The 14,907-nt window shown below is 62.7% G+C and carries 17 protein-coding genes; 7 read left to right on the plus strand and 10 right to left on the minus strand.

Features of this window, described 5'->3' with window-relative positions; translation table 11 throughout:
* Nucleotides 1-70: 70 nt before the first annotated feature.
* The 3 genes from H2510_RS06425 to H2510_RS06435 form a co-directional block, all read right to left on the minus strand.
* Complete coding sequence (locus H2510_RS06425; protein ID WP_186627481.1) at nucleotides 71-2,203, minus strand: heavy metal translocating P-type ATPase; 2,133 nt, start codon at nucleotides 2,201-2,203, stop codon at nucleotides 71-73.
* 109 nt (nucleotides 2,204-2,312) lie between these two features.
* The gene (locus tag H2510_RS06430) at nucleotides 2,313-2,624 is read right to left on the minus strand and encodes an AzlD domain-containing protein (RefSeq protein ID WP_315901263.1); all 312 of its coding nucleotides are present in this window, start codon (nucleotides 2,622-2,624) and stop codon (nucleotides 2,313-2,315) included.
* Nucleotides 2,621-3,295 carry an AzlC family ABC transporter permease gene (locus H2510_RS06435; protein ID WP_186627482.1) on the minus strand — a complete coding sequence of 225 codons (675 nt, stop codon included), beginning with the start codon at nucleotides 3,293-3,295 and terminating at the stop codon, nucleotides 2,621-2,623. The genes H2510_RS06430 and H2510_RS06435 overlap by 4 nt, the downstream gene beginning before the upstream one ends.
* 68 nt (nucleotides 3,296-3,363) lie before the next feature.
* Here H2510_RS06435 and H2510_RS06440 point away from each other — a divergent pair, with 68 nt between their 5' ends.
* Nucleotides 3,364-3,921 (plus strand): helix-turn-helix domain-containing protein, encoded by a 558-nt coding sequence (locus tag H2510_RS06440; RefSeq protein WP_186627483.1) that lies wholly within the window; start codon nucleotides 3,364-3,366, stop codon nucleotides 3,919-3,921.
* On the opposite strand, the gene H2510_RS06445 is transcribed toward H2510_RS06440, so the two are convergent.
* Complete coding sequence (locus H2510_RS06445; protein ID WP_261392800.1) at nucleotides 3,918-4,499, minus strand: TetR/AcrR family transcriptional regulator; 582 nt, start codon at nucleotides 4,497-4,499, stop codon at nucleotides 3,918-3,920. The genes H2510_RS06440 and H2510_RS06445 overlap by 4 nt on opposite strands.
* Before the next feature lie 29 nt (nucleotides 4,500-4,528).
* Between H2510_RS06445 and H2510_RS06450 the strand changes: the two genes are divergently transcribed.
* The gene (locus H2510_RS06450; protein ID WP_186627485.1) at nucleotides 4,529-4,942 is read left to right on the plus strand and encodes a hypothetical protein; all 414 of its coding nucleotides are present in this window, start codon (nucleotides 4,529-4,531) and stop codon (nucleotides 4,940-4,942) included.
* A gap of 131 nt (nucleotides 4,943-5,073) precedes the next feature.
* Nucleotides 5,074-6,453, plus strand: a complete 1,380-nt coding sequence (locus H2510_RS06455; protein WP_186627486.1) for a PQQ-binding-like beta-propeller repeat protein — start codon at nucleotides 5,074-5,076, stop codon at nucleotides 6,451-6,453.
* A gap of 20 nt (nucleotides 6,454-6,473) precedes the next feature.
* Here the strand turns inward: H2510_RS06455 and H2510_RS06460 are convergent, their stop codons facing one another.
* Nucleotides 6,474-8,192 carry a thiamine pyrophosphate-dependent enzyme gene (locus H2510_RS06460; protein ID WP_186627487.1) on the minus strand — a complete coding sequence of 573 codons (1,719 nt, stop codon included), beginning with the start codon at nucleotides 8,190-8,192 and terminating at the stop codon, nucleotides 6,474-6,476.
* Between the two features lie 11 nt (nucleotides 8,193-8,203).
* Complete coding sequence (locus H2510_RS06465; protein ID WP_186627488.1) at nucleotides 8,204-9,811, minus strand: FMN-binding glutamate synthase family protein; 1,608 nt, start codon at nucleotides 9,809-9,811, stop codon at nucleotides 8,204-8,206.
* A gap of 314 nt (nucleotides 9,812-10,125) precedes the next feature.
* On the opposite strand from H2510_RS06465, the gene H2510_RS20755 reads away from it, so the two are divergent.
* From H2510_RS20755 to H2510_RS06475, 3 genes are all read left to right on the plus strand, one after another.
* Nucleotides 10,126-10,257, plus strand: coding sequence for a hypothetical protein (locus H2510_RS20755; RefSeq protein ID WP_261392812.1), 132 nt, complete (start codon nucleotides 10,126-10,128; stop codon nucleotides 10,255-10,257).
* A 100-nt stretch (nucleotides 10,258-10,357) separates the two neighbouring features.
* Nucleotides 10,358-11,272, plus strand: coding sequence for an aminotransferase class IV (locus H2510_RS06470; RefSeq protein WP_186627489.1), 915 nt, complete (start codon nucleotides 10,358-10,360; stop codon nucleotides 11,270-11,272).
* Between the two features lie 92 nt (nucleotides 11,273-11,364).
* On the plus strand, nucleotides 11,365-12,027 hold the full coding sequence (locus H2510_RS06475) for a GAP family protein (protein ID WP_186627490.1): 663 nt from the start codon (nucleotides 11,365-11,367) through the stop codon (nucleotides 12,025-12,027).
* A gap of 8 nt (nucleotides 12,028-12,035) precedes the next feature.
* Here H2510_RS06475 and H2510_RS06480 read toward each other — a convergent pair whose 3' ends face one another.
* Complete coding sequence (locus H2510_RS06480) at nucleotides 12,036-12,596, minus strand: TetR/AcrR family transcriptional regulator (RefSeq protein ID WP_222438357.1); 561 nt, start codon at nucleotides 12,594-12,596, stop codon at nucleotides 12,036-12,038.
* 175 nt (nucleotides 12,597-12,771) lie between these two features.
* On the opposite strand from H2510_RS06480, the gene H2510_RS06485 reads away from it, so the two are divergent.
* Entirely contained in the window at nucleotides 12,772-13,479 is a 708-nt protein-coding gene (locus H2510_RS06485; RefSeq protein ID WP_186627492.1) for a YoaK family protein, read from the plus strand.
* Nucleotides 13,480-13,569: 90 nt separating this feature from the next.
* Here H2510_RS06485 and rraA read toward each other — a convergent pair whose 3' ends face one another.
* From rraA to H2510_RS06500, 3 genes are read right to left on the minus strand one after another with little or no spacing between them, the layout of a single operon-like run.
* Nucleotides 13,570-14,046, minus strand: coding sequence for a ribonuclease E activity regulator RraA (gene rraA / locus H2510_RS06490; protein WP_186627493.1), 477 nt, complete (start codon nucleotides 14,044-14,046; stop codon nucleotides 13,570-13,572).
* Between the two features lie 10 nt (nucleotides 14,047-14,056).
* On the minus strand, nucleotides 14,057-14,428 hold the full coding sequence (locus tag H2510_RS06495; protein ID WP_136170519.1) for a DUF5313 family protein: 372 nt from the start codon (nucleotides 14,426-14,428) through the stop codon (nucleotides 14,057-14,059).
* Between the two features lie 11 nt (nucleotides 14,429-14,439).
* Nucleotides 14,440-14,889 (minus strand): hypothetical protein, encoded by a 450-nt coding sequence (locus tag H2510_RS06500; RefSeq protein ID WP_186627494.1) that lies wholly within the window; start codon nucleotides 14,887-14,889, stop codon nucleotides 14,440-14,442.
* Nucleotides 14,890-14,907 lie beyond the last annotated feature (18 nt).

Genomic DNA, 14,907 nt, shown 5'->3' on the forward strand with positions numbered 1-14,907 from the left:
CCTGTTCCACACCGAAGGCCGCACCCCGCGTCGGGTGCGGCCTTCGGTCGTTTCACTGTCTGGCTCGAGCTCAGCTCTTCAGCACCGGTCGATGCTCTTCGGCTACATCATTCGGATGCTCGTCACCGGCGATGTGGTCAGGGGTGAGATCGAGTCGGCGCAACAACTGCGCGTTGGCGGCAACGATGACCGTCGACAACGACATCAAGATCGCCCCGACCGACATCGGAAGCACGAACCCGATCGGTGCCAGTACTCCTGCCGCGAGCGGCACGGAAATAAGGTTGTACCCCGCTGCCCACCAGAGGTTTTGCTTCATCTTCCGATACGAGGCACGCGAAAGCTCGATCACCGAGAGTACCGATCGGGGGTCGTCGCTGGCCAGGATCACTCCCGCCGACGCGATGGCGACGTCGGTGCCCGCGCCGATCGCGATCCCGACGTCGGCCTGCGCAAGCGCCGGAGCGTCGTTGACGCCGTCACCGACCATCGCCACTCTGCGTCCTTCGCGTTGCAAGTCGGCGACGTGATGGGACTTGTCCTCAGGTTTGACTCCGGCAAAATAGCGGTCGATGCCGAGTTCGGTGGCGACGGACTTTGCGACGGCATCGGCGTCACCGGTGATCATGACGACCTCGATGTTGCGGACGTGAAGCTCCTCGATCGCCGAGCGTGATTCCGGTCGGATCTCGTCGGCGAGCTTCAATGCTCCGATGACCTCGCTTTCGGCGAGGACGTGCAGGATGATCGCACCGTCGTCACCCCAGCGGTCGGCGACTGCGAGTTCGCGGGCGTGCTCCTGTTCGAGCAGGCCCGGGCCACCGACGTGGATGCGGGTTCCGTCGATGTCGGCGGACACCCCGATCGCCGGGGACGACCGAAAGTCGGTAGCCGTCGGTACCGTCAGTCCGCGGTGAAGTGCGGCTTCGACGATGGCACGGGCGAGAGGATGCTCGGAATCGGTTTCGGCGGCCGCGGCCGATGCCAGGACTTCGTCGGCGGTGTGGCCCCCGGTCACCTCGATCGCGATGACGGTGGGCTCGCCTTTGGTCAGCGTTCCTGTTTTGTCGAAAACCACGGTATTCACTGTCCGCATGGTTTCCAGCGATAGCCGATCCTTGATCAGGACACCGCTGCGGGCGGCTCGTTCGGTTGCGATGGACACCACCAGGGGGATCGCCAACCCAAGGGCGTGTGGACAGGCGATGACCAGGACGGTGATCGTGCGGATGACGGCGTCGTCGGGCAGTCCGAACAATGTCCACACTCCCGCGGTGATGGCCGCGGCTCCCAGCGCGAACCAGAACAACCAGCCCGACGCGGTATCGGCAATGCGTTGGGCTCGCGACGACGAATTTTGCGCGTCGGCAACCAGGCGTCCGATGCCGGCGAGGGCGGTGTCCTCGCCGATGGCGGTGACCTGGATGCGGACGCCGGAATCGGTGGCGACGGTCCCGGCGACTACGTGGTCACCGTCGCTGCGGCGGACAGTGCGCGATTCCCCGGTGACCATCGATTCGTCCATGCTGGCGGTCCCGGAGACGATGGTGCCATCGGCAGGCACCCGCCCACCTGGGCGGACGACGACGACGTCGCCGACCCGTAAGTCGTCCGGCGTCACCGACACGACCTCGCCATCCTCGACGCGTTCGGCGGTGTCGGGGAGAAGTGCTGCCAGTGAGTCCAATGCCGAGGTGGTCTGCGCAAGTGACCGCATCTCGATCCAATGCCCGAGCAGCATGATCACGATCAGCAGCGCCAGTTCCCACCAGAAGTCGAGCTGATGGTCGAGTATGCCGATGCTCGAACCCATCGATGCCACGAATGCGACTGTGATCGCCAGCGCGATGAGAAGCATCATTCCTGGTGTCCGCGAACGTATTTCGCTGACCGCACCGGTCAGAAACGGTGAACCACCCCAGAAGTACATGACCGTGCCCAGTGCCGGTGAGATCCAGGCGATCCATGCTGCGTCGGGTAGCGAATAGCCGACGATCGTCGCGAACATGTTCGAGGCGAACACGACCGGAACGGCGAAGAACACCATGATGACGAACAGGCGACGGAACTGGCCGGCGTGATCGCCGTGTCCGGCATGCCCCGCGTGTCCGGACGTGTCGTGCCCTGTCATGTCATCTTGGCCGGAATGCGCCGAATCCTGCCGAGGTGGATGTGCAGTATCAGGGTTCATGTGGTTGCTCATCGTGCATGTCCTTCCCCCCAACGAGTTCGCGGTTATACCCCTAGGGGGTATCTAGCCAGTACGAACTGTACGCCTTGTCGCCGGTCTCGGGAAGGGTCCTTCGATTGGGTCAAGCAACGCCGAAAAACCGCAGGGCGGCAGTCGTCGCCGATGCCGCCAGGACGATGACAACGAACGGTGCTTTGCGCCAGGCCAGCACGGCGGCAACGACAACTCCTGCGGGAAGAGCGAACCCTGCAAATGCGGTGTCGACGATCAGTGCCTGGGTTGCGACGAGCGCGACGAAGAGAACGGCTACGGCCGTCGAACTCAGCATCTCGATCCGCGGGGACAGTGTGACGCGACTGCGGAGCAGTGGACCGACGATGCGGAGCAGCATCGTGCCGACGGTGAGCGCGAGCATCGGAACGACAAGATTCACGTGTTGACCTTCGATAACAGTGGGGCGATCGCAACTCCGGCGAGTGCGAGGAGGACCGGGATTCCCGGGGGAAGCACGGTGGCGGCGGCGACGGCGATGACCGCACCGATCACTGCAGCGTTCCGCGTCCTCGCCTCGCGCAGGGCAGGCATGACCAGAGCGATGAGCACCGCCGGAAAAGCAGCATCGAGGCCGAGGGCGGCGGTGTCGGTGATCGCGCTACCGAGCGCCGCGCCACCGAGTACGCCTATGTTCCAACTCACGAACAGCCCGATTCCGCAGAGCCAGAACGATGTTCGACGCGCGGCCGGTTCCTTTTCTGCGACGGCGAAGGCAACGGATTCATCGGTGATCAGGTGCATCCCGAGGAGCTTTCTGGGCCAGCTCGAGCCGGCCAATGCGTCGCCGACCGAGAAGCCGAGTGGGACGAGTCTGGTGTTGACGAGCATCGCGCTGGCGACCGCAGCAACCGGATTACCCCCTGCAGCAAGCACTCCCACGAGAATGAACTGGGACGCACCGGCAAAGACGAACAACGACATCGCGACCGGAACCCAGAGCGGGAGCCCGGTCGCGACGGCGATTGCGCCGAAGGAGGCCCCGACGAGGCCGTCGGCAAGGCAGACGAGGGCGATGTCTCGCATCGCGGGTGTTCGCCATATCGAACGCATGTCCGTAATGGTGGACGATGTTAAGGTGTTCGTCAAACCGAACGATACAACCGATGGAGTGAACGAACATGGCCGAGTCGGGAGCACCCATCGCGGCGATCGCCGCAGCGCTGCAACGTGAACGCAAGCGGGTCGGCCTGTCCTCCGCCGAAGTCGCGCGCCGAGCCGGGATCGCCAAATCTACTCTCTCGCAACTCGAATCTGGCACCGGTAATCCGAGCGTGGAGACCCTATGGGCGCTCAGTGTCACCCTCGACGTACCCTTCGCGCAGCTGGTCGAGCCTGCCCGACCGCGAGTACACCTGATCAGGGCCGGCGAAGGACCGAGCATCGGATCCGAACACGCCGACTACGTAGCGACGCTGCTCGCCTCGTGCCCACCGCACGCGCGTCGGGACCTCTACATCATCAACGCCCAGGTCGGCGACGCGCGGCAGGCAGATCCCCACTCGCCGGGCGTCGTCGAACACGTCGTCATGTCGGTGGGTCGCGCACTCGTCGGACCCACCGAAGACCCTGTAGAGCTACATCCCGGTGACTACATTTCCTACCCGGGGGATCAGCCGCACACGTTCGAAGCATTGGAGCCGAACACCGTGGCGGTACTGGTGTCCGAACATCTCTAGTGCAGTTCTCGAGGTAGGAGGGCGTCGAGGACGAGTTCGACTGTCGCGTTCAGCTGGGAGGCAGAGAGCCAGCGTTCCGTGCTGACGGTGTGCAGGGCCAACCCGTCGGCCAGGGCGATCGCAGCGTGCGCGGCAAGTCGGGAACGTTCGGGGTCTTGGTCCGCACTCGTGTCGAAGGCGTTGCAGAGCGCCTGATGCAGTTCGGCGAGCACTGTGCGTTGGGTTTCGGCCAGGTCGGGGTTGTGGATCGCGTGGACGGCGAACTCCAGTTGGATGCGGGCTTCTTGCTTTCGTTGTCGATCCAGCGGGAGTATCTCGCTGAGTACCGACGAGACGGTGCGATGCGCATCGTTGGTGAAGTCGGTTGCTTCCAGTCGTGCGCGAACCCGGTGGACGACCTCGGTGAAGGCCGAGGCCAGCATGACTTCCTTGGTCGGGAAGTGGTGCTGCACAGTGCCTATCGACACACCGGCAGCTGTAGCAACCTCACGGACGGTGGCGTGAGGAAGGCCCTGCTCGCCGACGATTTTCAGAATTGCCTCGACGATGGCTGCATATGTCTGCACACCACTTGACATCTTTGCCACACCGAGGATTATACATGTGTATGAGTGGCCCGCGCGGGATTGTGGCCGGGACTCTGGCCGCGACCGCAATCGCCTGGGCACCGTATGTGCTTTTTCCTGGCACAGGCATTGCCGTTCCGATGGTGCAGAGCGTCCTGTACGCCGCGCTGCTCGTCTTGACGATCCGAAGCCGTCGCCTCAAAGTGCTCTTGGTCCGCGGCCTCCAACGCTGGACCATCAATCCGCTGATGCGCGGCTTCTTGGCCATCGCAACATCGGAAACGACCCACGAGTACGAGTGCGGGTTCGCTGCGGCCTGCGTTATCGCTGGGTTCAGGGCCACGCCACGGTCCTCGACGGCGACGACGCTCTGGCCCGACAGCGTTCCATCATCCGGTGGCATCCCCTGCGAGCCTTCAACGCCATCAACGTCCGCGTTTTGGGCACAGACCTGATCACCGTCCACGTCGAGCTCGAACCCTTACCCACGAGCCCCGCCGTCGGCGACTTCAGCCCGCGCAGTGTTCAAGACGCACAGGGGGTTCCGAGGAGCCCACGGTGATTACCTCGGGATACGGTTGCTCACGTGGAGCTGACACGACGCGAGCGCTCGAAGCTCGGCGCACTCGGGGTTGCGGTTGTAGTGGGGATCGTCTTCATCGTGGTGCGGGTAGCTCTCGACGAGCCCGCATCTGCGAGTGGACCCCATGAGCGGTCGACCGTCGACACCTCCCTTGCCGAGCGACCCGGGCAAGCGATACACCTGGATCCGCACGTGTTGTCCGACAACGGTAGTGATGTGCTGCTCGCCATGCCCTACAACCTCGACATGTACTACGGCTACGGCGGGGTTCTGGGCGGGGACGACGTGGTGGTCGCCGCTACCGGATATCCGCTGCCGACAGGGGATCTCGGCTCCGGCACAGGCGTCGGGCCGGTGACTCTCGTCGGCGTGGATACGGGGGACGGGTCGCCACTGTGGAAGACGATCGTGGGCAGAGTGTCCGCCTGTAGCGACACGGTCGAGTCGGTGGTCATCGCGTGTTGGTCCGACCGTCGAATCGTGTTCGTCGATACCTCGGACGGAACGCTGTTGTCCGACATCGGAACCGAATTCGACGTGATGAATGTTCGCTTCGTGGACGACAACGTCTACGTGGTGGGAGATTCCGACCGGAGTCCGATACTGACACGTGGAACGGCCATGGACATCTCGGCCGACTATCTGCGTACTTTTCCAAGGTCCGACGACCTTGCCTACGTAGCCCCACTTCCGGAGTTCGACATCGCAATGACCACGTATCGAGGAAGTGGAGGCGCGCAGTACACCTCGACCGTGTACGACCTCGAAACCGGCGCACAACGCTTCGTGTACGAGGGTGACTCACTTCAAGCGCTGAGCAAAGACCTGTTCGTCGCCACCGTTGGCATCCAATCCGGTTCGGCAGGGACACAGAATCTCCTCGATGGAGAAGGCGAGTTGATCCGCGCGATCCCGATCCCCTCGGCGGTGGTCGGCGGATACCCGAGCCTGCCGTCCACACCAGTTCCAGCGTTCGCTGGTGACGGTGCGTACGACGCGGTGACCGGCGCGGAACTGTGGCGAAACCCCCTGATGGTCGAGGGGACGTTCGCAAAGGAGTCCGCCGTCGTCGCGGTGGTGGGACGCACAGTGGTCGTCGCCGACCCCGAAGGTCGCACCATCGTCGGCCTCGACGTCGACACGGGCGAACAGCGTTGGCTCACGCCCTGGCAGGACGCCTACTGGGTGCGAGGGGGTCTCACCGATGGCGAGTACTTCGTGTTCGGGGACTACACCGGAACCCATGCGCTGCGAGTCCGGGACGGCGTGATCATGTGGTCGCTCCCGCTCCCGGAAGGAGCCGACCCTCGGGTGGTGCAGGTGGGACCCGGGGGTGGCCACGTCCTCGTATCCTCGGCCACACAATTCACAGTTTGGACGTGACCCGTGCGCCGACCTCGACGCTATTCGCGACTGGACAGTGTCTCGGTCAGTTTGGCGATCGCGAAACCCCACGCTTGGCCTGCGGTAGGGCGGGCCGGCACCGAGATTTCGTCGGGGTTGGTGAGGATATCGAGCAGGGCAGGGCCCGGGTGCGCGAGCGCAGCGTCGATCGCACCGGCAACATCGCCGGGTTTTGTCACCCGTTGCGAGTGCAAACCCAATGCTCGGGCCACCTCGGCGAGATCGGGATTGTCGAGTTCGGTACCGAACTCGGCCATACCGGACTGCTCCTGTTCGAGCTTCACCATGCCCAGTCGTCGGTTGTCGAATACCACGAAGGTGGCAGGCAGGTTGTAGGTGACGGCTGTACGGAGATCGCCGAGGAGCATCATCAGCCCTCCGTCGCCGCAGAGCGCGATCACTTGCCGGGACCGATCCATGGCCTGTGCACCGAGCGCCTGGGGCATCGCGTTGGCCATGGATCCGAGATTGAACGAGCCGAGTAGTCGTCGCTCGTTGCGGATCCTGATGAATCGGGAGAGCCACACGGTGGACATTCCGGTGTCGCTGGTGAAGATCGCGTCATCCGCGGCGGCTTCGTCTATCGCGGCAGCAACCACTTCCGGTCGGATGAGCTGGTCAGGATTATCGAGGTGTTTGCGCACCTTTCCGACAAGTGTGCTGTCGTGCTTGGGATCACTCAGCCGCCGCTGCGCAGCCTCCCACAGTTCGAACTCGGTTCGGTGGTGGTCGAGGAACTTGGTGCTGGTCTTGGCCGAGAGCTTCGGGAGAAGTTGCGTCAAAGCATTCTTCGCATCGGCTACAACACCGATGTCGGCAGATACCCGCCGTCCGATGTGTTCGGCACGAACGTCGATCTGGACAACCTTCTTATCGTGCGGCAGCCAGTCGCGGTAAGGGAAGTCGGTTCCGACGAGGAGCAATGTGTCGGCCTGATGGAGGGCCAGGTGGGCCGCCGGATTGCCGATCAGCCCGGACTGGCCGACCTGAAACCGATTGTCGCCTTCCAAACCGTCCTTGCCCTTCAGCGTGAGGACCATCGGGGCAGCGAGCCGCTCCGCAACGGCCAGAACTTCCTCGCGTGCCTCGCGCGCTCCTTTCCCGACAAGCATCGTTACCTTCTCGGCGTCGTCGAGCAGAGCCACCACAGCGTCGATATCGCCTGGATCTGCGGCCGACTCGCCACGTGACGGTGCAAAGTGGGGCGCACCCTCGGTCGCGTCCATGGCGCCGATGTCGCCGGGGATGGTGAGTACCGCGACACCGTTGAGCGCAATCGCGGTATTCACCGCTTGCTGAAGCAAGAACGGCATCTGGGCCGGGGCGGTCACGGTCGCGCGGTATACGGACACGTCGGCAAACACCGCGTCGTTGTTCACCTCTTGAAAGGAGTCCGTCCCCATGCTCATGGTCGGAACCTGGCCGCAGATCGCCAAGACAGGCGCGTGGGACTTCTTGGCGTCGTAGAGTCCGTTGATCAAGTGCAACGATCCGGGTCCGACGGTGCCCATACAGACGCCGATGGTGCCGGTGAGTTGCGCTTGTGCACCGGCTGCGAATGCCGCAACCTCCTCATGGCGTACACCGATCCACTCGAGGCGTTTGTCGTCACGGATGGCGTCGGTGATGGGGTTCAGTGCGTCGCCGACGACTCCCCAGATCTGAGTGACACCCAGGTCGCCGAGAGCGGTGACGATGGTGCGGGCGATATTCGGCATGTAACAACTCCTTATCCTCGAGCGGACTGATGCCATGGGGTAGGGGCGAAGCTGTCGGGATCGGCGATCTTCCAGTCCGCTGCCCATGCGACCGGCGGGTCATTCAGCAGCACCGCTGGTGCGAGCCATTCGTAGATCTCCGCGTACGACTGCTGGCTGATCGGACCAATTCGCTTGCGCAACATGTGTGGGGTGAGTTCGGAAGGCTCCCTCACGCCCATCGATGCCATGATCTTCATCGCTTGAGCGACGGTGGCCTGCTGGTATCGGAACGTTCGCGCACTTTTGTCCTCGACGTCGAGCGCCCGGGCACGCTTGGGGTTCTGAGTGGCAACTCCCACTGGGCATTTGTTGGTGTGACACCGCTGTGACTGAATGCAGCCGACGGCCATCATCATCGCGCGGGCAGAGTTGGTGTAATCGGCGCCTTGGATGAGCCGTTTGACGATGTCGGCTCCGGTGGCGACTTTCCCGCTTGCCCCGACCCGAATCTGCTGACGCAGGCCGCAACCCACCAATGCATTGTGCAGTGTCATCAGCCCGTCGGTCAGCGGGAGACCGACGTGATCCTCGTACTCCAGCGGGGCTGCGGCGGTACCTCCCTCGGCCCCGTCGACAATGATGAAATCCGGGGCGATGCCCTCCTCGAGCATCGCTTTGCAGATTGCCAGAACATCTACTCGCGAGCCCACGCAGAGCTTGAACCCGACAGGCTTACCATCGGCGAGCTCACGCATGCGCCCGATGAACCGGACCAGACCGCGCGGAGTGGAGAACTCCGTGTGCGCGGCTGGACTGACACATTTCTCCCCCTGCGGGACACCGCGATACTCAGCAATCTCCGCGCTGACCTTCGCTGCCGGCAGCACGCCGCCGATCCCCGGCTTTGCACCTTGACTCAGCTTGAGCGACAAGCACTTCACTCGATCGTCGGCGGCCTTGCGGGAGAACTGATCGGGATCGAAGCGGCCGTCCTCGGTACGGCAACCGAAGTAACCCGAACCGATCTCCCAGACGACATCGGCGCCTCCGAGATGATAAGGCGTGAGGCCACCCTCGCCGGTGTCATGAGCGAACCCACCTCGTTCTGCACCGGCATTGAGCGCCTTCAGGGCATTGGCAGACAGCGCACCGAAGCTCATCGCCGAGACGTTCAACAACGCCATGTCGTAGGGGTGTGTGCAGTCCGGACCGCCGATGCGTACGCGCGGTGGAGTGTCCGGAACTTCGACGGGAGCTGTGGAATGCACGAGGTGCTCGTATCCGGCAGCGTCGATATCGCGCTCGGTTCCGAAGGAGAGCTCGGCGGCAGTTCCCTTGGCGCGCTCGTAGATCAGTGACCTCTTGTCACGATCGAAAGGACGGCCGTCGAAGTTGCGCTCGATGAAGTATTGCTGCAGTTCCGGGCGGACCAGCTCGAGCAGGTACCGCAGGTGGCCGAGGATCGGGTAGTTACGTAGCACCGAGTGGCGTTTCTGGACGAGATCGTAGATGCCGATCGCGGCAATCACAGTGAAGACGACCGCTGAAACAATCCACCAGAGTGCGCCGAACGATGCCGCAACCACCGACGCGACGGCAAGCAAGACCGGTACGCCGACCAACAGAATTCGCATCATCGCGCAGCGCTCCGCACTCGGGCCGCATCTACCTTCATGGCGGTCACCGGTTCGGCCCATCGTCGCCGGCGCGGCCCTATTCGAGAAACTCCGCTGCGTTGTTTTCTGTCTACCGCTTCACGCGACGTTACTCCGCGTTCCTGGCGATGCGTCCCGATTGATTCACCGGCGGTGGTTCCGAACCGGCAGATCTACGATTGCGCGGACATTCCGATCAAGATGCCTGACGCAACTCGATCTCTGCGACGCACTGGCACCCGCCCGTGACCTCGGAGCAGTCCAGCACTAGGTAGTGACGCACGTACTCGAGATCGATGCAGCCGGGCTCGGTGCACTCCGCCAGGCCCGACGAGTGGATCACCAGCGTTCCGTGGCAATGGTCGACAGCCGCTGTGCAGTCTCTGCAGGACATGGTCGGTGCTCCTTTCGTCGGTGTCCTCTATTGATATCACCGGCCTACGACACGGCTGGGAGAAGCGGGGTGTGTTTCGATGGTCGCCCGTAAACCCGTGGACCGGTGAACTTGTCGCGCACTAGCATCAGCCCATGGCAACTCCACATTCCAAGGTATATTTCGGCGACCGCATCATCGACGCGCGGGACGCGACCCTCGGAGTAGCCACCTCGGCGGTTCTGTACGGGTTGAGCGTTTACACGGTCTTCCCGGTTCAGGTCGACGGCGCAACCCGGACAGCTTTTCGGCTGCGCGATCACTTCCAGCGACTGCTCGAGTCATGCAAGATCATCGGTATCGATCGGTTTGCGGACGAGTGGGATTTCGACCGATTTTTGGCCGTGACGCGTGAGCTGATCACCGCGAACTCACCGGACCGCGAAGTCTACGTACGCGCAACGGTCCACGTCGACGAGCAAATTCCGGGAACACGGGTGCGCGGCTTGCACACCACCGTGTCGATCTTCTTGTACGACGCGGTCCCGATCGTCCCGCAGGACGGTATGCGTCTGAAAACGAGTGTGTGGCGTCGTATCCCGGACAATGCGATTCCCTCGCGCGCAAAAGTCAACGGCGCCTACGTCAATTCGGTTCTGGCCAAACAGGATGCGATCGACAGCGGCTTCGATGATTGCATCTTCCTCGACATCAACGGACACGTGTGTGAGCTCAGTGCCGCGAATATCTTCCTGGTCCGCGGTGGCACGCTGATCACACCGGACGTTACTTCGGACATTCTCGACGGGATCAACCGTCGTACGATTCTGACTCTCGCTCGCGAGGAAGGGCTTCCGGTGCAGGAGAGGGTGGTCGATCTTACCGAGCTCTATATTGCCGACGAAGTATTCGTCTGCGGTACCTCCGCTGGGGTTGCACCCGTCTTTGAGATCGACGGCCGGGCGGTGGGAGCGTCGACGGACATCGGGCCGCTGTCGGCGATGTTGCGCAAACGCCACCACGACGCGCTCGTCGGCGACGTTGTTCATGGCTGGGTCACCGTCCTCTGACGCGCCTCACCCGTTACAGATGATGCGGTAGGTCCCGCACACCCATAGCGTCCGAGTGAACGACTATCACTTCTACTCCTACGGAATCGACTATGGGAACAGTTCTCGGCGACCTACTGCCACTGGTGATCGGTGTAGCCGTCTCCCCGGTACCCATCATCGCTGCGATCCTGATGCTGCTGGGTAAACGCGCGGGCAGCACCAGCATCAGCTTCGCGATCGGATGGATCGCCGGAATCGTGTTGGCAACCACGATCTTCGTTCTCCTGGGGGGCGCGGCGACCGGATCCGAGGACGAGCCGTCCACCACATCGTCGTGGGTCAAGCTCGTCATCGGAGTCTTGTTGCTCGGAGTCGGCATCCGTCAATGGCGCGCTCGTGGGGAGGAACATGCGACTCCGAAGTGGATGTCCGCCATCGACGAGATGACCGCAGTCAAAGCACTCGGAGTCGGCTTCGCGCTGGCCGCAATCAATCCGAAGAACTTGCTGATGTGTATCGCCGCAGGCGTCACCATCGGAGGTGCCGCCCTCGATGCCGGACAGACAGTGGTGACCGTAGCCGTTTTCTCGGTTCTGTCGGCCTCGACGATTGCGGTTCCGGTGATCGCCTACCAGGTTGCGGCACAACGACTCGAGGCGCCGCTCGCCTCACTCAAAGAGTGGCTGCAAACGAACAACACGGCCGTCATGAGCGTGCTGATTCTGGTGATCTCAGCGGTACTGATCGGCAAGGGAATGGGCGGGTTGTTTTGAACACTCGCCTACGGGTGCGTCCCCGAATCGAGGAGCACTGCGGCGGCTGCCTTTGCGGCAAGAGCAGACTCGGGCGAATCAGAGATGGCTGCGGTCGTCTGCGCGCCCTCGACGAGCAACGCGATCTGTAGACCGAGAGTTTTCGGACCGCCAGCTTCGACAACCAAGTCGGTGACGTACTCGACGAATTCACGCTTGTGACGGTGCGCCGCATCGGCCACAGCGGGCATGACGCTCCCCAGCTCGCCGAACGAGTTGATGAACGCGCAGCCTCGAAAATTGTCTTCACGGAACCAGGCGTCGAGGAAGTCGAAAATCGAGAGCACTTTGTCGCGTGCAGATTCGTGCGTAGCTGCCTCGGCGGCGATTCCCTCGTTCCACATGCGGGTTCGGCCCTCGAGTACCTGAGCGACGATCTCGGCTTTCGACGGAAATAGTGCGTACATCCGTTTGAGGGAGATTCCGGCCGCGGCTCGCAGTTCATCCATGCCGACGGCGTTGACGCCGCGTGCATAAAAGAGCTCGTCGGCTGCGTGCAGGACGGCAGTCCGTCCACTGTCCGGTTCCATCGTGACCATCTCCTTGCACCGAGAACCAACGTTCTCTACAGTAGTCGACGACGGGAGAACGACCGTTCTCCCGCGTGGACCAATCAGCGAGGCGACTGTTCGCGTGCGGACCCCGGATTCGCGCACAAAGTACCCTGACCGAGTCCGTGCGAAGCGAACTGTGGAAGGCCCGTAGATGACCGACTCCGAGGTGCCGAAGGCGACCGTGGTGACCTCCGAGTCAGTGCGCCTCGGTGTGCTGCTCGCCGCGGTCGGAGGTTTTCTGGACGCCTACACGTTCGTCACCCGTGACGGTGTGTTCGCCAATGCTCAGACGGCCAACGTCATCCTCTCCGGGATCGACATGGCGTCCGGGCAGTGGCGGTCTGCTCTCGGATACCTTCCGCCGCTGGTGGCGTTCGTGCTCGGGGTGTTCACCGCCGAGTTCATTTCCAGGCCGGTCGTCGCACGTATCGTTCGCCGTCCGGTCCGGGTCGTCCTCATCATCGAGATCCTGGTCATCGCCATCATCGGTTTCCTGCCTGACACGGTACCGAATGCCTTTGTCACAGTGCTGATTTCATTTGTCGCTGCGGTGCAGGTGACAACGTTTCGGGTCCTTGTCGATTCTGCTTACAACACCACGATGACAACCGGAAATCTCCGAAGCCTGTCCCAGGCCTTGTTCCATCGAATCGCCAACGGCGACAAGGCAGCCGGGACCAGGGCCGTCAACTTCGGCTCGGTGATCCTGGGCTTCGTTGCCGGTGCGATTCTCGGCGCCGGGATGTCGGAAGTACTGGAGAACAGAGCAGTCTGGGTGGCCGCAGGAATGCTGCTGGTGGCGTTGCTGCTGTTCGTGATCGACGAATGGCGCATACCGCGGGTCGAGCATCCACGCTGAGCAATTCACTCCCCTTGTAGGGATCCGAACCCCCTGCAGGCGGTTCGAATCCCAAATCGGGGAGTATATCCACGCTGAATCGGCGCGACGCTAGACGACGACCACGCCGTCGGAGTCGCTGTACACGATTTCACCCGGATTGAACGTGATACCACCGATTTCGACGGGTACGTTCTTCTCCCCGGATCCGGTCTGCGTGCTCTTGCGCGGGTTGGTGCCCAGCGCTTTGACGCCGATATCGAGGGTGCGGAGGATCGCCGAATCGCGGATCGCCCCGTTGACGATTATCCCAGCCCACCCGTTGGTGACACCGCGACCAGCGATGATGTCACCGACAAGGGCGGTGTGAATGCCGGCATCGCCGTCGACCACCAGAACACCGCCGTTGCCGGGCTCGCCCAGGGTCTGCTTGACGAGAAGGTTGTCCTGGAAGCACTTGATGGTGGTGATGGGACCAGCGAACTCGGCATGCTTGCCGAACTGGATGAATTGCGTGTCGCAGCTACGGATTTCAGGCCCAATCTCGTCGGCCAGGTCTGCAGTTGCCTTGAATTCGACGGAAGTCATGGCGAACAGCCTAGTCCAGTCGGCCGTGACGCCTTTCGTAGTCCTCGCGGGTGTGATCGATTTTACGTTGAGTATTTGCGTTGAGAAGCTCCGGATCCAGACCGTGCACCAACAACCGGTGGCGCCGGTAGACGTTCATCAACGCGATCGCGAAATAGACCAGCGGAATGAACAGCAAAGCCATCATCGCCAGACCGATCCACAACGGGCCGGGCAAGAGCAGAAACAGACACAGTAGCGGGATGATCGGCAGCGAGAATCGGATCAGGTAGCGGGCCTGGGCGCCACTACCGACGAGGTCCTCGCGAACCCAATCGTGCATCGGCGGCGGAAGCACTCGGCCAAGCTGGTAACCCAGGTACTGCCAGAAATTCGGCTTCACAAGTCTCGACCTTACGCCAGCACTTCCTTGGCAACCGCGGCCCCGATCACCAAGGCAACCAGGTCCTCGATGACGGCAGCGGCCAGCGGCGGAATCCGCGTCGACGCCCGCCCGCGATACGCGTGACCTGCGTATGAACCTGCGATAGCCGATAGCCCGCCGATGATCGCTGCCGGGATCGTGTCTTCGTCTCGACGTCGTGCGATGGCGAATGCCGCCCCGGCACCGGCACCGATCCGCCCCCCGAGAGCGGGTGGGCTCAGTCTTGACGGCGTCGACGGCAATTTGTCCATCACGATCTCACCGGCAATCGCGAATAGGGACCCTGCGACGGCCAGGCGTCTGTACTCGGTACCGCCGAACAAGATCAGCAGACCGGCGCTGATTCCTACCGAGCTGCGGAAACCACTCGCCTTGCCGATGGCGGCGGACAGCATCGCCGAGCGAACCGTCAGGGTCATCACCGGAGTATCCACCCA

This window comes from Rhodococcus sp. BP22, assembly GCF_014281965.1.
In the GTDB taxonomy this organism is placed as follows: Bacteria; Actinomycetota; Actinomycetes; order Mycobacteriales; family Mycobacteriaceae; genus Rhodococcoides.